Genomic DNA, 19,062 nt, shown 5'->3' with positions numbered 1-19,062 from the left:
TGATTATTTTATGCTTCTTATTATTTTTCTTATATCTGAATTTTCCAAATAAGGGTGCATAGGCAAGCTAATAACTTCTTGAGAAATTATATCTCCAACTGGAAGGATTGTATTATTAGCAACAGCAGGTTGTTTATTTAATGGTATAGGATAATGAACAGTTGTTGGAATGCCTTGTTCCTTTAATCGCAACTGTAGTTCATCACGATTTCTAACACGAATTGTATACTGCGCATAAGCACTTACATTATGGGATTCGATATATGGAGTAGTCAGGATGCCAATTTGATTTAAAGCTCTATTATAATTTTTAGCAACTATTTGACGTGATTTCATTTCTTCATCGAAAATTTCTAACTTCGGTAGAAGAATTGCAGCTTGTAGAGTATCTAAACGACTATTAACACCAACTCTTATATGATGATATCTTCTATCTTGTCCATGACGAGCAATTTGACGAATAATTTTTGCTAATCCTTCATCGCTTGTAAAAATAGCACCACCATCACCGTAGCATCCTAGTGGTTTACTTGGAAAGAAGCTTGTACATGCAATAGTTGTTAAGTTACAAGAGCGTTTACCTTTATATGTTGCTCCAAAACTTTGGGCTGCATCTTCTATAACGGTAATATTATGTTTTTCTGCTATTGCATTGATTTCGTCAAAATCAGCACATTGACCATATAAAGAAACAGGAATAATTGCTTTAGTTTTAGGAGTTATTGCAGCTTCTAATAGTGCTGGATCTAAATTATAAGTTGTTGGCTTTACATCAACATATACAGGAATACCGCCTAAAAGAGCGACTGTTTCAGCTGTAGCAATATAAGTAAATCCAGGAGTAATAACTTCATCGCCGGGTTTGATACCAATAGCCATTAAAGCAATTTGCAAAGCATCGGTTCCATTCGCACATGTGATACAATATTTTGCTCCAGTATATTCAACGAGTTTTTCTTCTAATTCCGAGACTTCTGGACCTAGAATATATTTTCCATGTGCTAATACTTTTTGGATATTTTCGTCTATTTTATCTTTAATTTTTAATTGTTGTGCTGCTAGATCTGTGAATTGCATTATATATTCTTCCTATATTATTTGATTTTTTTTACACTGTTATCATCTAAGTGATAGATATGCCCTGTATAAGGACATGTTGTAGTGGATTTTCCATGCAATGGTAGATCTAACTGTTCACCAAATTCACTCATCCAACCTATTTGTTTTGCTGGTACCCCGACCATCAGTGCGTAATCAGGAACATCTTTATTGACAACAGCTCCAGCACCGATAAAAGCATAAGAACCAATTGTTGTTCCACAAACTATGGTGCAGTTGGCACCTAAAGTTGCTCCTTTTTTTACTAAAGTATTTTTATACTCATTCTTTCTTTCGATGAAAGATCGAGGATTATAGACATTAGTAAAAACCATACTTGGACCACAAAAAACACCGTCCTCTAAATAAACATTATCATAGATGGAAATATTATTTTGTATTTTGCAGTGGTTTCCAATAATTACTTTATTTCCAATAAATACGTTTTGACCTAGAGAACAGTTTTCACCAATTTGGGCACCAGAGCAAATATGTGTAAAATGCCAAATTCGGCTATTCTTTCCTATTTTAGCACCATCATCAACGATGGCACTCGTATGGATCATGACTTCTTCTGTGATTGACATAATTAGATTACCCACATTAATATATCAAAGGTAAAGACACCGTTTTATTATCTCTGGCAGAAAGGTAAGCAGCAATTAGTAATTCAAGAGATTTTAATCCTTCCCTTCCATCAGTCATTGGTTCTGCTTCTCCTCTCATTACATCGATAACATTTTTATAATATAATGGATGTCCAAAACCGTATACTGAAGTGGTTTCGTAATTGGCACCTTTTACTTGTTGGTCATAATCTTTTTCGTCGGCAAAATTCCACTCTTGAATTTCATTAACGGCTAAACCGCCAACTCTAACACTCCCTTTTTCCCCTAATATAGTGATAGAGCCTTCTAGGTTGCTAGGATAAGTACACATAGTGACAGCCATTGAGCCTAGCGCGCCGTTTCGCCATCTAATATTTAGTACACCTGTATCTTCAGCTTCAATGTCTAAGTGTGTAGACATCATTGCTTGAATGTCTTTGACTGGGCCAATCAGCCATTCTAGCAAATCAACATAATGGCTAGCCTGATTCATAAATGCACCACCATCAAATTCCCATGTACCACGCCATGCAGCTTGATCGTAGTAATCTTGAGGGCGAGTCCAAAATACATTGAGGTGAACCATATTGATTTGACCAAAACGTTGTTCTTCTACTGCGCGTTTCAGCAATTGGAGAGTTGCGTTTAAGCGATTTTGTTTGACTACGAATAAGCGTTTGCCAGCTTTGTCCGCAGCTTTAACCATTTTCTCTCCATCAGAAAAACGAGTGGCCATGGGTTTTTCAGTAACTACATGGAAACCTTTTTCTAGGCAAGCAATGGCTTGTTCAGGATGGAGTCCTGAAGGTGTAGTTAGGATGATAATATCAGCTGAAATGTTATCCAGCATATCATGTAGGTTATTAAATCCATTAGCGCCTGTTTTTTCCATAGCGGTATTGAGGGCAACAGGGTCTGTATCACAAACAGCAACTAACTCGGCATTATTTTTATGTGCATCTAAAGAGTTAAAATGGTTTTTAGCAATCCTTCCACATCCAACCAGTGCAAATTTTATTTTTCTACCTTTGATAATATCAAACATATTTAATCCTAAATTAAGCTTTTATCACGTTATTATGATTAGGAGAATATTTTCCACGAGTATCAACAATTAATTTTGCATTGTTAATTATTAAGTCATAGTCAAATTTATCGTGGTCTGTTGCTAAAATAATACAATCGAATTCTTTTAAATTATTTGAAGTTATAGATTGGCTTATTAGATCGAACTGGTGTTCACGCATTTTAGGGAAAGCAGGTACGTGAGGATCTGAATATTCTACGAATGCACCTAAGTCTCTTAATTTTTCCATTATATGGACTGATGGGCTCTCTCTCATATCATCAACATTTTTCTTATATGAAATGCCTAAGACAAGCACATTGCTACCATTAATTGATTTATTAACTTTATTTAAAGCTAAGACTGTTTTAGTAACAACATAATCTGGCATTGATGAATTAACTTCACCAGAAAGTTCAATGAAACGGGTATTAACGCCGTATTCTCTAGCTTTCCATGTTAGATAAAAAGGATCAATCGGTATGCAGTGACCACCCAACCCAGGACCTGGGTAATAAGGAACAAAGCCAAATGGTTTTGTTGCTGCAGCTCTGATTACTTCATGTATATCAATGCCCATTTTATCTGCAACTAGCTTCATCTCATTGACTAATCCGATATTAACCGCTCGATGTATATTCTCAAGTAGTTTTGTCATTTCAGCAGCTTTTGTGGAGCTGACAGGAACGACTTTATCAATAGCTGGTTGGTAAACTGCAATGCCAGCGTTTAAGCAATTTTCTGTGTGACCACCTATTACTTTCGGAATAGTTCTTGTTTCGAAATCTGGGTTACCTGGATCTTCACGTTCTGGTGAATATACTAGAAATATATCTTCACCAACTCTTAAGCCACTTTCTTCTGCTCTAGGTAATAACTCTTCTTCAGTTGTGCCTGGGTAAGTTGTGCTTTCTAAAGAAAGCACTTGACCTTTTCTTAAAAATGGTTTCACCATATCTGTTGTATTTATGACGAAACTCATATCTGGTTCTCTATATTTATTTAATGGGGTAGGCACACAGAGAATAATTGCATCACATTCTGATATTCTTGAAAAATCAGTGGTTGCTTCAAAGCCAGTTTCAATAGCTTTTTGAATTCTGGAAGAGGAAATATGTTCAATATAGCTTAGACCTCGGCTTAATTTTTCTGTTTTATCTTTATCTATATCAAAGCCGATAACTTTAAAACCAATATCGTTGTAGCGTAGCATTAAAGGTAAACCAACATACCCTAGTCCAACAATAGCTATATTTGCACTTTTGTTATTAAATTTGTTAACTAATTTATTCAGTGATGACATGTTATAGGCCTTTAATATACCATATAAAAGTAAGCTAAAAAAATACTCTTAGAATAAAAATATTCTTTTAGCTTATGTGACACTTATGACGTGAGGGTATGGAGTATATAGAAGAGTAGAAGTTTTTGTACTTAGAATGTTAGATAACATAAAGCTACCGCACTAGGTTACGGCTCCCAGAGTGCCTATTATACTTTGCGATTTATTCATCCATTTGATATAAAAGGATTTTATCGTTTAATAAAAACCATAAGCACAAACCATTTGTGTTAAGCAGCGACGAGGTTAGACCTTCGCTGCTTTGAGGTCAAGTACAATAATTTTTTTTCTTTAACTATTACAAGCCGTAACTATCTAAATTTTAAGATGAAAGTGGTTCATCTCCCATGCAACGGCAACCAAATTATCAGCCGTAACCCACCTAAAGGACTATCTTCTGCTTTCACCCATCCTCGGTGCTGGCTCACTGCCGTTTCAACAATCGCCAGCCCCAATCCTGTTCCACCCGATTCTCTATCCCTCGCTTCATCTGTCCGATAAAACGGGCGGAAGATTTGTTCACGGTCTTCAGGGCTGACTCCTGGGCCATCATCGTCAACCGTAATTGTCACTCCATGGTTATCCGCCTTAAACGCAACGGCGATATGACTACTAGAATAACGCAGGGCATTACGGACGATGTTTTCGAATGCACTACCGAGTACTGCCGGATTACAGTAGATAACCCAAGAACCCGGAGGGGAGACGATATCCAGCGTTTTGTTCATCTGTTCGACTTCGAATTTGGCATTCTCCAGGATATCGTGCCATATATCGTTGGCTTTGATATTTTCTCGCAGCAGTTCATTCTTATGCTGATTGCGGGAAAGTACCAGAAGATCATTGATCATCTCATCTAATCGTTGAGTTTCTGTTTCAATACGTTGCAGCTCTTTGCTCTCACCATGACGTCGGCGCAGCAGGGCGCTAGCCAATTGCAGGCGAGTCAGTGGTGTGCGCAGTTCATGAGAAATATCGGAAATCAGCCGTTGTTGGGCTGTCACCATTCTGTCCAGCGCGTTGATCATCTGGTTGAAGCTGCTGCCAGCGGCTAAAAATTCTTGTGGGCCTGATTCCAGTTCAGGATGTGGCCGTAAATTGCCTTTCGCAACCTGATCTGCCGCATTTTTCAATTTACGGGCAGGTTTGGCTAAACTCCATGCCAGCCATAATAGTAATGGCGCACTAATTAACATGGTTGCAGCAGGTAATAAAAGGGGTCGGTCAAACATTAAGTTAATAAAGTCAGACTGGGGGCTACCTGCGGGCCTAATGAGGTAAAGCTGGTAGTGATCTTCACCATCGCGGATAGAAAAGGGCCCGAGTATTTCAGAGCGACCATATTTCTTCTTCTTGGGATGATCTGCATTATTGGATTGACCAATGAAGTTACGGACAACCTGCTTTTCACTGGTCTGGATATCAACGATACGTCCTTCACTGGTAACGAGCAGTAAAAGTTGCCCCGGCGGCGTCCACTTTGCAATTGCGCGATCCAGTCGTAGCCACCAAAACAGTTCATTAGCAGGGTAGCGGGTTAACTCTTTTTCTATCTGTTTCGCGAGTATGATGCCCTGTTGATATTCACTGTCCAACAGCGGTGTCAATTGCCGTGAATCCAGTTTTGGTGCCATCAAGGCCACCATCAGGACGAGCGCCAGTGTAAGCCAGAAAATCGCAAAAATACGGGCTGTCAAACTATTGATCATTTTGCAGAGACCATTAAGTATCCACGACCGCGTAATGTCTTAAACCAAGGTAACTCGTCAGTCCGGTTCGGCAATTTACGGCGCAGGTTGGAAATATGCATATCAATGGCTCTGTCAAAGGGTGTCAACCGTTTTCCCAAGACTTCCTGACTCAAGTGTTCGCGGGAAACGACTTGTCCTAAATGTTGCGCTAATAAATAAAGCAGGGTGAATTCTGTTCCGGTAAGATCCAAAATTGTACCGTCAAAGCTGGCTTCCTGCCGCCCAGGGTTGAGCTGTAGTTTATCGACCTCGAGTACAGGTGTCCCACTATCAGCCTGTTGTTCGCTCCAGTTGGAACGGCGCAGGATCGCACGTATACGGGCCACCAGTTCACGATCATTGAACGGCTTAGGAAGATAATCATCAGCACCCAGTTCTAACCCCAGAACACGGTCTAAATCGCTTCCACGGGCCGTTAGCATAATAACGGGAGTCTGATGGTCTTGTCGTAGCTCTTTTAGTGTCTCAATGCCGTTTTTACGTGGCATCATGATATCCAGTAGTAGCAGATCGATTGAAGAATCGATATATTGTAATGCCTGTTCGCCATCATGAGCGAGCACAACAGTGAATCCTTCCATCTCGAGCAACTCTTTTAATAGCGATGTCAGTTCACGGTCATCATCAACTAATAAGATTTTATGCATGTTTTCTTCCTCCGAGAGCAAAATACGATAACAAACTTTGCTATTCCATAACTTTACGTTCTTTTACATGCTCTGACGCTAGTTTGCAGCAGCAGGGTTATAGTGATCCGCACTGACATCGAATAGTACTGTTCGAGAAAGCGAGGAATTATTTGATGCGTAACATAGCAATCTTGGCTTTAGCGTCAATGTTTGTTCTTGGGGCAACCGATGCTTTAGCTGGAACTGCTGGTACTGATAATGTTATTGCGGATGACTTCTCTCAATATTGTATGCCATATGGTAATAAGAATAACGTTAGTTATTGCCTGAATGATGAACGTAACTATAACTATAGTTGTATCTTCGCTGGAGTCAGCTTAACAGAGCAGCAACGCCAGCAGATATGGGATTTAGTGAAAAAGCAACGTCTGCATGAGAAACCCGTGGCAGATATTAGAGCTGAACGTCGGAAGATGTATAGCCTTTTGGATTCAACGAATTTTGATGAGGCTGCGGTCAGGTCGCAGCTTGAAAAAATAGCGAAAGAAAATGTTGATTTGAGTGTAGAGATCGCTCGTATTCGCAATCAGATTTATCAATTGTTGACAACAGAGCAGAAAGTACAGCTCCAGAGACGTTATGAAGTGCGTGTTAATCGAGAAATGAACTGATTTCTATTAATACCCTTGACGTAAAGTTGCATCAACAACAGTTTTCCTTGCCATAGACACCATCCCTGTCTTTCAGCCCCCTTGTGGGGCTTTTTTTTATCTGGCTTGAAATTAATTCTCTTTAAAAATCAGCTATAAAAATTTTATAAGCAACTTGAAAATTTTCAAGTGTTGTATCACAAATTAGTGTTGAACAAATAATCTTTCCGTACAATTTATGGACAAATGACACTGTTATATGCTTCAATCAAATATGTTAAATCATCATATTTAAAGCGCACATTTTATGAGAATCAGCAAAAATAACATTTCTTCTATCGCCGCTGCTATGGCTTTATCACTCGCACCAGTCCCTGCTGATAGCGTTGGTAGTTACATGGCAACATCGACAACACAGAATACGTTAATGTTACAAAATGTTAATGATTCTATGGTGTATATGCCTATTGCTGAAGCACAGAAATACGTTGCTGATATGGCTAACCGTATGAGAGGGCATTTGCGAAATCTGCGTGCGGAATGGGAAGAAAAACGTATTCCTATTGATGATAAAAGTATGTCTAAATTTGCCAGAGATAATCTGAATTATTTAACAAGACATATCACGCTTTGCGCTGTATTAGTTAGAGCATCAAAAGTGGCTTTAAATCAAACAAGTGATCAAGAACTTCGAAATACGATTATGCAGTTTGGCCGGTCAGCAGCGGATTTGCGTTATACATATGAAGAAATTCTCACATTTACTAAAAATACACATGAATCACCTAATGTGCTTGAAATGGCAGATCAGTTCAGTAAAGAAGGTGTTCAAGCATTAATTAGCTCTGAACATCAAGCGCTGGGCCTTGATAAGCCAATGTTTCATTAATGGTGATATTGTGGTAACTGTTTCCATTCACAAAGATATTGAATTACCTGCTGTTGCCAGATAGTACGCCAAACTTTTGAAAGAATGGAAAAATGGTGGGTTGAGGCCGATTATTTTTGGTGATGAGGGGCGCTGGGAAGATCATGCATCCCTATGCGCCTCTTTTGTTTTCAAAATACATATCAAATTACCTGATGAGGAACCGTGGTCAGCTAAGATGCCCGTTGTTGCACGTAAGAGTAATAGCTATCTTGTGTATACCCGTCATTGGTGTGAGCCGAAAAAATATCAACTCATTAGTATCATGACCCCAAATGCCCATGAACTTGCCAGAACCTCTTTTTTATCTGTATTGGTTGATCGCGCAGAAGATTTCCAAAATAACTGAACCCCTATTAATGCCGTCTATTGGGTCATGTATTAAATAGTTAGTTGTTATGATAATCTTCCGGTATTTCGTGGTGGAACATGGCTAAAGTAGAAGTTGATTGTCGTTATTGTCACCAATCAGAAGATGTCAAAGGACAGGGAAAAGGTCATAGAGGTTATCCCCGCTACCGCTGCTATGCCTGCAGTAAAGTCTTTCAGTTGGCATACACCTATCAAGCTTGCAAACCGGGAGTCAAAGAGCAGACTATTGATATGGCGATGAATAACAGCGGCATCCGTGACACGGCCCGCGTATTGAAGGTGGCAACAGCTACTGTGATGAAAACGCTTAAAAACTCAACCCCCGGAACGTGACGACGCTTCCTCTTGACGGGGATGACATTCATCTTATCTGTGAAGTGGATGAGCAGGAGTCGTTTGTGGGGAGTCAGAAAAATCAGCGCTGGCTCTGGTATGCCTGGGAGCCGCGTATGAAACGGATAGTGGCACATACTTTTGGGGATCACAGCAGAAAAACATGGGAAAAACTACTGGCACTCTTGTCACCCTTTAATATCCGGTTTTACTGTACGGATGATTATGCCGTTTATGATTGTCTTCCTGAAGAAGTCCATCTTACTGGAAAGATATTTACCCAACGTATAGAGAGAACCAACCTTACCCATCGTACCCGAATAAAAAGGCTGAATAGAAAAACAATCGGTTATTCCAAATCTGAAGAAATGCACGATAAAGTGATAGGCACTTTCATTGAGCGTGAAAACTATATTTAGTGAGCATTCTAACTATTTAATACACGACCGTCTATTGAGCCGTCTTTCAGCCCCAAAATGTCAGGAGAACCGCTCATGGCCGCATTTTTGGTGGGCTAGGTTCTTATTTTTTATTTTACCGCACTAAATTATAAGGGTAATTCTCTATTAATGAGGAGATTGCTTATTAGCCCGTATCAATATAGGCTTGGATGAATTTAGCTCTCCTCTGCTTGGGAATAACGTGCCCTCAGCCCGTTGTTATCTTGACCAATCTTGATTATCTTACCTTCTCTTAAGCCGCTAATTAGAAAATCTTATCACTGTTATTACACAGTAAGGGATAAGGATACCCAATATGGCTAACTCTCATAAAATAAGCCTGTTAGCAAGATGCATGGGCGCGACGTTATTGGGCCTGTGCCGTGTCTTGACCGGTGTACAAGTACGATGGATTGGCTGTCAGCCATCGACCTCAAGCCGTATTTATTATGCAAATCATACCAGCCATCTTGATGGATTGGTGATCTGGTCTGGGCTTCCCCCCAAATTGCGTTATCAGATTCATCCTGTAGCTGCACGGGATTATTGGGATAAAACCAAGCTGCGTCGCTATCTTATGTATAAGGTATTTCGTGCAGTCTTGATTGAACGTAAAGGAGAACATACTTCAAAATCCGGGGTTCTTGCACCTTTGGAAGCTATTCTGGCGAAAAAAGAGTCGTTGATTTTCTTTCCAGAAGGTACACGGGGAGATGGTGAACAACTCAATCCGTTTAAGGGAGGTTTGTATCATCTGGCTCGTCAGTACCCTGATGCTGAAATGATCCCTGTCTATCTGGAAAATTCGAATCGTGTCCTGCCGAAAGGAAAAAGATTATTGGTACCGATTATTTGTTCGGCAACATTTGGCAAGCCTCTGGATAAATTGGGTGAAAATGAAAGCAAAGTCGCCTTCTTGCAACGTGCTCAGTCTGCATTGGAGGAGTTGATGCGATGATCAAGATTGATAATGGCCTGATGCTTCTGCTGGGTGGGATATTTGGGGTATTGATTATCGCCAGTGCGATTGGTGGCATATTGTCGCTTCGGTATTCGGGGGCAAAGCGCAGTGCGACTATCGATAACCTGAATGCCAGAATTCGTGGCTGGTGGATGATGTGTATCATCTGTGTGCTGGCTGTTATCGTTGGGTCTGTGGGGTCGGTGATCCTGTTTACGGTGATGTCATTTTTTGCCCTGCGTGAATTCATCACATTGACACCGACTCGCCGTGGTGATCATGAGGCTCTTTTCTGGTGTTTCTTTGTCTTTATGCCAATCCAGTATGTCTTGATTGGGATGCAATGGTACGGCTTATTCTCAGTTTTTATTCCGGTTTACGTTTTTCTGTTTTTGCCTGTGCGTATTGCTTTGGTTGGGGATACCACCCGCTTTCTGGAACGAACCGCTAAAATCCAATCGGCAATGCTGATCACGGTGTTTGCCCTGAGCCATGCTCCGGCCTTGTTGATGTTGCATATACCCGATTATGAGGATCAGAATATCAAGCTATTGCTGTTCCTGATGATTGTCGTGCAGATGTCCGATATTTTGCAGTATGTATTCGGCAAGTTATTCGGTAAGCGCCCGATTGTGCCGAAATTAAGCCCCAATAAAACGGTTGAAGGATTTATTGGGGGGATTTTGGCCTCTTCGCTGCTAGGGATGTCACTGTATTGGGTGACGCCGTTTTCACCGTGGGAAGCGGGGCTGATGTCATTGGCTATCACGTTGATGGGCTTTATTGGTGGGTTGTGTATGTCAGCAATCAAGCGTGACAGTGGAGTGAAAGACTTTGGCGGAATTATTGAGGGGCATGGCGGTATGTTGGATAGAATTGATTCGCTTTGTTTTGCTGCCCCTATATTTTTCCATCTAACACGCTATTTTTATACCTGAGACTGAATAACCGAAGGGCGGTAGTCAATGAGTATAAATTATGGGCGATGGGTCAGTGCTGCTGCGTTGTTGGCAACGGTGCTGGCCAGTGTGTTGCTGGTCGTGAAAATTTTTGCGTGGTGGTTGACGGGGTCGGTGAGCTTATTGGCGGCGCTGGTGGACTCTTTAGTCGATCTGGCCGCTTCTTTGACTAATTTTTTCGCTGTACGCTATTCGCTCCAGCCTGCCGATAAAGAACATACCTTCGGGCATGGTAAGGCGGAATCGCTGGCGGCGCTTGCCCAAAGCATGTTTATTTCCGGATCGGCCATTTTCCTGTTTTTAACGGGTTTTCAGCATTTGGTTTCCCCCGAGCCATTGGAGCATGCGACGATAGGTATCTGGGTGATCGTCGTCGCCTTGATTTCAACGATCTGCTTGGTGACGTTCCAGAAATGGGTGATCAATAAAACTCAAAGTCAGGCTATTCGCGCGGATATGTTGCATTACAAATCCGATTTGTTGATGAATGGGGCGATTCTTCTGGCACTGGTCTTGAGTATGTATGGTTTCCGGCGTGCGGATGCCCTGTTTGCTTTGGGAATCGGGGCTTATATCCTCTATAGTGCGTTACGGATGGGATATGATGCCGTACAATCTTTGCTTGATCGCGCTTTGCCCGATGAGGAGCGGCAAGAGATTATTGAGATGATCAAGTGCTATCCCGGAATCGCGGGTGGGCATGATCTGCGAACACGCCAGTCAGGTCCAACGCGTTTTATTCAGTTCCATCTGGAGATAGATGATCACCTGCCGCTGGTGGACGCGCATGCTTTGGCTGAGGGGATTGAAAATAAATTGCGGGATAGGTTTCCGGGCGCCGATATTATTATTCACCAAGATCCTTGTTCCGTTGTGCCAGAGGAGCATAAAAACCGTTGGGATTAACGGGGAATTTATTCATAATCAAAAGAGCGTCAGAAAATAAACATAATCTTAATGCAGACTGGGTGTTTTTCCGTATCATAGATGGAGTTGAATCAATTCAGCTAATGAAGTGACGATCAGGGTTTCGTAAAACCGCCGTAAATTTTCCCGTCAGGGGATCAGTCAGCAGATTGGTAAATATTACATCTACAAGTCAGAGGTCATCATGATCAACAAGATTAAAAGAATCGGAGTCTTAACGAGTGGCGGTGATGCGCCTGGCATGAACGCCGCTATTCGTGGAGTTGTTCGTGTCGCTTTAACCGAAGGGTTGGAGGTTTACGGCATTTATGATGGCTATCTGGGGTTGTATGAAAACCGCATGAAGAAGCTAGACCGTTTCAGTGTTTCCGACATGATTAACCGTGGTGGGACGTTTCTGGGATCGGCGCGTTTTCCTGAATTCAGGGATGATAAAGTCCGTGAAATTGCCATTGAAAATATGCGTAAAAATGACATTGATGCGCTGGTGGTGATTGGGGGAGATGGTTCTTATTTAGGGGCGAAAAAGCTGACTGAAGCGGGTTTTCCTTGTATTGGCCTGCCTGGTACGATTGACAATGATGTGGCAGGAACGGATTACACTATCGGTTATTTTACGGCGCTGGAAACAGTTGTAGAGGCGATTGACCGTCTGCGCGATACTTCGACGTCCCACAAGCGTATTTCGATTGTAGAAGTGATGGGGCGCTATTGTGGTGATTTGACGTTGTCTGCGGCAATTGCGGGTGGATGCGAATTCATTGTTTTGCCTGAGAATGAAATCCCGTTCGATCGTGAAGAATTACTGGCGGAAATCAAGGCGGGTATCCAAAAAGGTAAGCGCCACGCCATCGTTGCCATTACTGAGCATGTCTGCAATGTGGATGAATTGGCGAAATACATTGAAGCAGAAACACGTCATGAAACCCGTGCAACAGTACTGGGGCATATTCAACGTGGCGGTGCGCCGGTGGCGTATGACCGTATTCTGGCTTCTCGCATGGGGGCTTATTCTGTCCAGTTGCTGATGGAAGGTTTTGGTGGCCGTTGTGTGGGTATCCAGAACGAGAAACTTGTTCATCACGATATTATCGATGCGGTGCAAAATATGCAGCGTGTTTTCAAGAAAGACTGGCTGGAAACGGCGAAGCAGCTTTACTAAACCTTTCTCACCTGCAACATACTTTTTCAAGGGCTGCCATATTTTATGGCTGCTCTTTTCTGCACTATATTCCACTTATGCATAAGCAGAAATTTTAAATTATTTCTGCGTCATACTGCTTTCTGTCAGCTTTTATGGCGATACCATAAATAGCTTAGGGGAGCATTTCAGAATGGTCACGAGATGGGCAGCAAGAAGGTGTGCCGTATTGACGGCATTATTGATGGTCTTGGCAGGAGGTAGTGCATGGGCAAAAGAGGTGCAACTCTTGAATGTTTCTTACGACCCTACCCGTGAATTGTATCAGCAGTATGATCAGGCATTCAGTCAGTATTGGCAGCAAAAAACCGGAGATCACGTAACAGTCCGCCAGTCACACGGTGGTTCGGGTAAGCAGGCAACGTCTGTCATCAACGGCCTTCAGGCGGATGTGGTGACATTGGCGCTGGCATATGATGTGAATGCGATTGCAGAGCGTGGCCGCATTGCCAAGGATTGGATTGATCGCCTGCCGGAGAATTCCGCGCCTTATACTTCAACCATTGTTTTTCTGGTACGTAAGGGCAATCCCAAACATATCAAGGATTGGTCAGATTTGGTTCGTCCCGGTGTTTCTGTCGTGACACCGAATCCAAAAACGTCCGGTGGCGCGCGTTGGAATTATCTGGCGGCTTGGGGATATGGGCTGGCACAGAATAATCAGGATCAAGGCAAGACTAAAGCCTTCGTTAAGGCGCTTTATAAGAATGTCGAAGTGTTGGATTCTGGCGCGCGTGGTGCAACTAATACTTTTGTGGAGCGTGGAATCGGGGATGTATTGATCGCATGGGAAAACGAAGCGTTATTGGCTACCCATGCACTGGCTCAGGGTAAGTTTGAGATTGTTACACCGAGTCTTTCCATTCTGGCAGAGCCAACCGTTGCCGTTGTCGATAAGGTGGTTGATAAACGGGGAACACGTAAACTGGCAACGGAATACTTGAAATACTTGTATTCTCCTGTCGGACAGGAAATTGCGGCAAATAATTATTATCGTCCCCGTGATAAAGCCATTGCAGAAAAATATCACGCTGTTTTTCCCGTACTGAAATTGTTCACGATTGATGAAGTATTTGGTGGCTGGGATAAGGCCCAGAAGGTGCATTTTGCCACGGGTGGCATTTTCGATGAAATCATCCGGCGTTAATGTTTAGAAATAACCGCCATTGGATGATATTCCGTGGCGGTTAATGAGCAACTGTCTTTCACTTTACACCGTGTGGAATGATTCGTCCCACGGTCTATTTGTTTTTATCATTGCATTGAGAATGACCAGTAATTTACGCATACACGCAACGATGGCGACTTTGTTTGGCTTGCCTGCTTCGGTCAATCTCTTGTAGAAAGCGCAGAGAACGGGGTTAAATCTAATTGCCGTTAACGTGGCCATATATAGCATTCGACGCACCATTGCTCTTCCTCCAAAGATTGTTCGTTTCCCCCGGAAAAATCCAGAATCTCGATTAAACGGTGCAACACCAATCAAGGCACTAATTTCCCGGCGTGTTAACTTACCCAACTCCGGTACATCAGCGATCAAAGTGGCTATTGTGGCAGGCCCAACGCCTTTTACTGTAGATAATAAATCGAGTTTGGAACGATGATAGGTTTTAATGTGTTTAGACAAGGCAGATTCAATGACCTTAAGCTGTTCCTGTATAAAGCTGATCATTAAAGTGATGCTTTCTCGAATGTCTGGATGGCAATTCCCCAACCTTTGGCGTTCTGAGATGGAAAGTACGACCAATTGGCGACGACGTGCGATCATGGCTTGCAAGACTCGTTGCTGAGCAGAGGGCAATATCCTGACTATTTTATCCCGGTCTGTTCGTTGAGATAAAACCAGGGCTAACTGTGCCAGCACCTGAGCATCTATTTTATCGGTTTTGGCTAAGTTACCCATTGCCTTAGCAAAGTCACGGGCTTGTCGGGGATTGACGATAGCAACAGCCAGCCCTATGGTCTGTAAAACACAAGCAACGGATACCTCATAACCCCCTGTTGCTTCTAATACAACTAAATCAATCTCATAGTTGGTCAGTGTAGCCGCTAGTTCATCATGACCTTCAGGGGTATTTGGATATGTCATTACGGTTCCCTGAGCACCAAGTGCAATTTCAAGTGAAGCTTTGGCAACATCAATACCGATACAAATCGTTTTAGTCATGGTTCTTCGGCTCCCATTCTTGCAAATACGAATTGTGTTTCAAGCAACTGTTCGGGTTTCTCGAAGAAAAGTCACAATCATGCGTCGAAAGCTCATTAACGGGCTTAATCCCTTGATGGTTATCTGACTGCATGATTGTTACCAATCTAACTTAACCATAATAAACCAGATTAAAGATACAAGATGGTCCCCACCACCCTGTGAGCGGTATGCTGGCAGGGTGTTTCTTTCAGGAGAAGACCATCATGCAAAACGTTACGCTTATTGGTATTGATCTCGGCAAACATTCTTTCCACGTTCACTGTCAGGACAAATCAGGAAAGGCCCTGCTGCGTAAAAAATTTACCCGCGCCAGACTGATGGAGTTTTTAGCGGGATCGCCATCAGCGACTGTTGTAATGGAAGCCTGCGCCGGTGCTCACTTTATGGCTCGCCGGATCGCTGCTTTTGGTCACGAAGCGAAGCTGATTTCTCCACAATTTGTTCGTCCTTTTGTAAAGAGCAACAAGAACGATTTTGTGGATGCTGAAGCCATATGCGAAGCTGCATCTCGTCCCTCCATGCGATTTGTGCAACCACGAACAGAGGCGCAACAAGCTATGCGCGCCCTGCATCGGGTCAGAGAATCACTGGTCAGAGACAGGGTTAAAACCACTAATCAGATGCACGCTTTTTTACTGGAATTTGGCATCAGTATGCCGATCGGAACCGCCGTGATAAAAAGACTTTCAACCGTCTTGGCAGAGAACGAACTTCCTCCCTATCTGGCACAGTTGCTGATGCGTTTACATGCCCATTATCTTTATCTTGTCGAACAGCTCACCGAGCTTGAGACGGCACTGGAGCAGGAGCTGAGACGTGATGAAACAGGACAGCGTCTTCAGACAATACCGGGCGTGGGTCCGATAACTGCCAGCGTCTTATCATCGCAGCTGGGCGATGGTAAGCAGTATGGCTGTAGCCGGGATTTTGCTGCTTCAACCGGTCTGGTACCACGCCAGTACAGCACGGGTGGCAAAAATACGCTTTTAGGGATAAGTAAACGCGGAGACAAAAATCTGCGACGGTTACTTGTCCAGTGCGCCAGAGTCTTTATCCAGAGAATCGATTATCAGTCAGGAAGGCTGGCTGAATGGGTAAAGGCTCAGCTTGAGCGAAAACACTCAAATGTTGTGGCCTGTGCGCTGGCCAACAAATTAGCCCGGATAGCCTGGGCAATCACAACACGGCAAACTGTGTTCGAAAGGTAACGACGACGCCAGTCTGACTGGCAGGTTAATCGTTAATTAAAGCAGTTCCCAATCTGGTTTTGCGAAGACTGATTATTGATGACATGAACGGCTTATCGACCTGATGGAATCCTGACATAAAAAATGGCTCTCTGAAGCCGTGCGGTTTTTTAGGCTTATCAGGTGCGGAACTCATCGAGGCGCGGGCATCCCTGCCCATAGTGACGCCGGATAGATTTAAGCAAGCCAACATCAATCAAAAATCAGTGTTGCAAAAAAGGTGGGGACCATAGATTTTATAGGCATTTTCTTTATTGTTAATTGTTTGAGCGACAATTAAATCGTGTTATGCCTTTTTCGCTTCGGCAGCGGCTTTCACAATAACGGCGAAAGCATCGGCTTTCAGGGATGCACCACCAACCAGAGCACCATCGATATCTGGCTGGGTGAACAGTTCTGCCGCGTTGCCGGCATTGACGGAACCGCCGTATTGAATGATGACCTGTCCAGCGATAGCTGCATCTTGCTTCGCGATATGATCACGGATAAATTTATGAACAGCCTGTGCTTGTGCAGGAGTCGCTGATTTACCCGTACCAATTGCCCAGACGGGCTCGTATGCGATAACGGTATCTTTGAAGGCTTCGGCACCCAGTGTATTCAGAACAGCATCGATTTGGCGTGCGCATACGGCTTCGGTTTGGCCTGCTTCATTTTCCTGTTCGGTTTCACCAATGCACAGAACGGGAATCAGTCCTTGTTCTTTCAGGATGGTGAATTTTTTCGCAATCAGCTCATCGCTTTCTTTATGGTAAGTCCGGCGCTCAGAATGACCGATAATGATATATTTCGCGCCCACATCTTTCAGCATTTCAGCGGATGTTTCGCCGGTGAATGCACCAGAAAGGTTAACGTCAACATCTTGTGCACCCAGAGCGATACGGCTGCCAGCCAGTGCATTTTTTGCCAGAGAAACATAAACTGTTGGTGGTGCGATAGCGACGCCACAGCCGTCAACATTGCTCAGTTCTTTACGCAGGCCTGCAATCAGGTCGTTAACCATGTGGGTACTGCCATTTAATTTCCAGTTTCCCATAACTAATGGATGTCGCATGTTTTTCCCTCCAACCAGAAAATAATCAAATTGCGATCTGAATTAACACGCTTATAGGGAATAGCATTTGTGCCATTCCCTATAAGTGGAATCCCGACAGTATAAAGATCATCGGTGCGAATAGCTCTGCGCTGCGTCACTAATTTTTGCTCGCGGGTGCGTCAGATAACGATAGCTTAATCGGTTCAATTGCGAAGGTCATTATATTTTCGCTGCTGTTTACGATGACATAACGTATCGCACCGATTTTTTGGCTGAAAAATCGGTGGCTTTGCGCAGCCTGTAAAAGTCTTTCTAATTGTTTGTTGGCTTGTTCTGGGGAAAGCGTGGGCTCGAATTGGCTGATCAGCGCAGTAATATACTGTTTTATCAGTGCGAGATTGTGTTCTTTCTCAGGTTCGCTTTGTGGTGGCAGCAGGGTAATTTGCAGGCTTTTAATTTTTTCGCTGCCTCGTTCCAGTACTGCCGAAGAATAAATTTTTTCGTTAATCTTGCTGGCGGCACGAATGAAAGGCAGGGAGATATCTTTACTTACAATCACTTTATATTCATGCAGGGGGATTTCAGGGTATTTTTTGTTGTATTTTTCCCGAAATACAGGAATGGTTTCCTCGAAAGTGGGGGAATCAGGCAGTAAATACATCAACTGTGAGCGCGTGTCCGGTGTGACAGAAGGCTCGCCTGCTAAAGCGGATAATGGCAAACTGATACCAAAAGCGATTAATATTGTCATCAGAAGTTTATTCATGCCTGTTTTCATGTTGTACTCGTTGAGTGTAAATACCGGAAAAACAGCATCCACAATTGGAAAAGAATACATGACATTACAACAATGGGGATTCTCATTCAAAGGCCGAATTGGGCGACGGGAATTCTGGATCGGTATCGGCATCTGTTTCGCCCTGATATTTATGCTTTTGACCTTGCATGGCCTGAACACCCTCCCCATGCATTATGCTACAGCGGGTATCGCTTTGATCCTGTACCCGACAGCAGCGATTATAGCGAAACGTCTGCATGACCGAAATAAACGTGGTGGATGGATGTTACTGCTGGTTTTGGCCTGGGTATTGCTTTCCCTTGATTGGAGCGCAATGACACCTATCTGGCAATGGGGGATTGGTCGTTTCATTCCAACGCTGATTTTCGTTATGATTGTGCTGGATTGCGGTGTATTTCGTGGTATGGAAGGATCAAACCGTTTTGGTGAGATGGCAGAAACGGTTGAGTATATTTCTGCCAGTGAACCAGCCCCAAAACGCTGATTAGCGGGTTAGCGATGCTGTG

Annotated in this window: 21 protein-coding genes; 11 read left to right on the top strand and 10 right to left on the bottom strand. The window is 43.1% G+C overall.

The genetic code is table 11. The annotated features are described in order from the left end of the window. Positions 1-3: 3 nt before the first annotated feature. The 6 genes from XBJ1_RS18480 to cpxR form a co-directional block, all read right to left on the bottom strand. Positions 4-1,077 (bottom strand): DegT/DnrJ/EryC1/StrS family aminotransferase, encoded by a 1,074-nt coding sequence (locus XBJ1_RS18480; RefSeq protein WP_012990556.1) that lies wholly within the window; start codon positions 1,075-1,077, stop codon positions 4-6. 17 nt (positions 1,078-1,094) lie between these two features. After that, complete coding sequence (locus XBJ1_RS18475) at positions 1,095-1,685, bottom strand: acyltransferase (RefSeq protein WP_012990555.1); 591 nt, start codon at positions 1,683-1,685, stop codon at positions 1,095-1,097. Between the two features lie 16 nt (positions 1,686-1,701). After that, complete coding sequence (locus XBJ1_RS18470; RefSeq protein ID WP_012990554.1) at positions 1,702-2,751, bottom strand: Gfo/Idh/MocA family protein; 1,050 nt, start codon at positions 2,749-2,751, stop codon at positions 1,702-1,704. 13 nt (positions 2,752-2,764) lie between these two features. Next, a complete protein-coding gene (locus XBJ1_RS18465) occupies positions 2,765-4,075 on the bottom strand; it encodes a nucleotide sugar dehydrogenase (RefSeq protein ID WP_012990553.1) in 1,311 nt (436 codons plus the stop codon). A 377-nt stretch (positions 4,076-4,452) separates the two neighbouring features. Then, positions 4,453-5,823: an envelope stress sensor histidine kinase CpxA gene (cpxA, locus tag XBJ1_RS18460; RefSeq protein ID WP_012990552.1), complete on the bottom strand. Its 1,371-nt coding sequence runs from the start codon at positions 5,821-5,823 to the stop codon at positions 4,453-4,455. Beyond that, complete coding sequence (gene cpxR, locus XBJ1_RS18455) at positions 5,820-6,512, bottom strand: envelope stress response regulator transcription factor CpxR (protein WP_012990551.1); 693 nt, start codon at positions 6,510-6,512, stop codon at positions 5,820-5,822. Before cpxR ends, cpxA begins: the two co-directional genes overlap by 4 nt. A 155-nt stretch (positions 6,513-6,667) precedes the next feature. On the opposite strand from cpxR, the gene XBJ1_RS18450 reads away from it, so the two are divergent. The 9 genes from XBJ1_RS18450 (at position 6,668) to XBJ1_RS18405 (ending at position 14,412) form a co-directional block, all read left to right on the top strand. Beyond that, complete coding sequence (locus XBJ1_RS18450; RefSeq protein WP_012990550.1) at positions 6,668-7,165, top strand: Spy/CpxP family protein refolding chaperone; 498 nt, start codon at positions 6,668-6,670, stop codon at positions 7,163-7,165. Positions 7,166-7,451: 286 nt separating this feature from the next. Beyond that, positions 7,452-8,033: a hypothetical protein gene (locus tag XBJ1_RS18445; protein WP_012990549.1), complete on the top strand. Its 582-nt coding sequence runs from the start codon at positions 7,452-7,454 to the stop codon at positions 8,031-8,033. A 76-nt stretch (positions 8,034-8,109) separates the two neighbouring features. Next, positions 8,110-8,421: a type II toxin-antitoxin system YafO family toxin gene (locus XBJ1_RS18440; RefSeq protein ID WP_012990548.1), complete on the top strand. Its 312-nt coding sequence runs from the start codon at positions 8,110-8,112 to the stop codon at positions 8,419-8,421. Between the two features lie 80 nt (positions 8,422-8,501). After that, a protein-coding gene (locus tag XBJ1_RS21100; RefSeq protein WP_143827614.1) for an IS1 family transposase occupies positions 8,502-9,196 on the top strand; the annotation gives its coding sequence in 2 pieces (ribosomal slippage) (positions 8,502-8,754 and positions 8,754-9,196; 696 coding nt in all). A 337-nt stretch (positions 9,197-9,533) separates the two neighbouring features. After that, the gene (locus XBJ1_RS18425; RefSeq protein WP_012990547.1) at positions 9,534-10,175 is read left to right on the top strand and encodes a lysophospholipid acyltransferase family protein; all 642 of its coding nucleotides are present in this window, start codon (positions 9,534-9,536) and stop codon (positions 10,173-10,175) included. After that, complete coding sequence (locus XBJ1_RS18420; RefSeq protein ID WP_012990546.1) at positions 10,172-11,116, top strand: phosphatidate cytidylyltransferase; 945 nt, start codon at positions 10,172-10,174, stop codon at positions 11,114-11,116. The genes XBJ1_RS18425 and XBJ1_RS18420 overlap by 4 nt, the downstream gene beginning before the upstream one ends. Before the next feature lie 27 nt (positions 11,117-11,143). After that, positions 11,144-12,043 (top strand): CDF family cation-efflux transporter FieF, encoded by a 900-nt coding sequence (fieF, locus tag XBJ1_RS18415; protein ID WP_012990545.1) that lies wholly within the window; start codon positions 11,144-11,146, stop codon positions 12,041-12,043. A 205-nt stretch (positions 12,044-12,248) separates the two neighbouring features. Next, complete coding sequence (gene pfkA / locus XBJ1_RS18410) at positions 12,249-13,226, top strand: 6-phosphofructokinase (protein ID WP_012990544.1); 978 nt, start codon at positions 12,249-12,251, stop codon at positions 13,224-13,226. Between the two features lie 172 nt (positions 13,227-13,398). Then, positions 13,399-14,412 (top strand): sulfate ABC transporter substrate-binding protein, encoded by a 1,014-nt coding sequence (locus tag XBJ1_RS18405; protein WP_012990543.1) that lies wholly within the window; start codon positions 13,399-13,401, stop codon positions 14,410-14,412. 63 nt (positions 14,413-14,475) lie between these two features. Here the strand turns inward: XBJ1_RS18405 and XBJ1_RS18400 are convergent, their stop codons facing one another. Then, a complete protein-coding gene (locus XBJ1_RS18400) occupies positions 14,476-15,432 on the bottom strand; it encodes an IS110 family transposase (RefSeq protein WP_012987297.1) in 957 nt (318 codons plus the stop codon). A gap of 245 nt (positions 15,433-15,677) precedes the next feature. Here XBJ1_RS18400 and XBJ1_RS18395 point away from each other — a divergent pair, with 245 nt between their 5' ends. Continuing rightward, complete coding sequence (locus XBJ1_RS18395; RefSeq protein WP_012987226.1) at positions 15,678-16,682, top strand: IS110 family transposase; 1,005 nt, start codon at positions 15,678-15,680, stop codon at positions 16,680-16,682. 25 nt (positions 16,683-16,707) lie between these two features. Here XBJ1_RS18395 and XBJ1_RS21945 read toward each other — a convergent pair whose 3' ends face one another. The 3 genes from XBJ1_RS21945 to XBJ1_RS18385 form a co-directional block, all read right to left on the bottom strand. Continuing rightward, a complete protein-coding gene (locus XBJ1_RS21945) occupies positions 16,708-16,914 on the bottom strand; it encodes a hypothetical protein (protein WP_162467458.1) in 207 nt (68 codons plus the stop codon). A gap of 93 nt (positions 16,915-17,007) precedes the next feature. Then, positions 17,008-17,775, bottom strand: a complete 768-nt coding sequence (tpiA, locus tag XBJ1_RS18390) for a triose-phosphate isomerase (protein ID WP_012990542.1) — start codon at positions 17,773-17,775, stop codon at positions 17,008-17,010. A 139-nt stretch (positions 17,776-17,914) separates the two neighbouring features. Beyond that, positions 17,915-18,535 (bottom strand): DUF1454 family protein, encoded by a 621-nt coding sequence (locus XBJ1_RS18385; protein WP_038199533.1) that lies wholly within the window; start codon positions 18,533-18,535, stop codon positions 17,915-17,917. Positions 18,536-18,593: 58 nt separating this feature from the next. Between XBJ1_RS18385 and XBJ1_RS18380 the strand changes: the two genes are divergently transcribed. Beyond that, positions 18,594-19,040, top strand: coding sequence for a DUF805 domain-containing protein (locus XBJ1_RS18380; RefSeq protein WP_038199530.1), 447 nt, complete (start codon positions 18,594-18,596; stop codon positions 19,038-19,040). Positions 19,041-19,062: the final 22 nt, after the last annotated feature.

Origin of the sequence: Xenorhabdus bovienii SS-2004 (genome assembly GCF_000027225.1) — a bacterium.
GTDB classification, from domain to species: Bacteria; Pseudomonadota; Gammaproteobacteria; order Enterobacterales; family Enterobacteriaceae; genus Xenorhabdus; species Xenorhabdus bovienii_C.
This window is presented reverse-complemented; position numbering and strand designations above follow the sequence as displayed.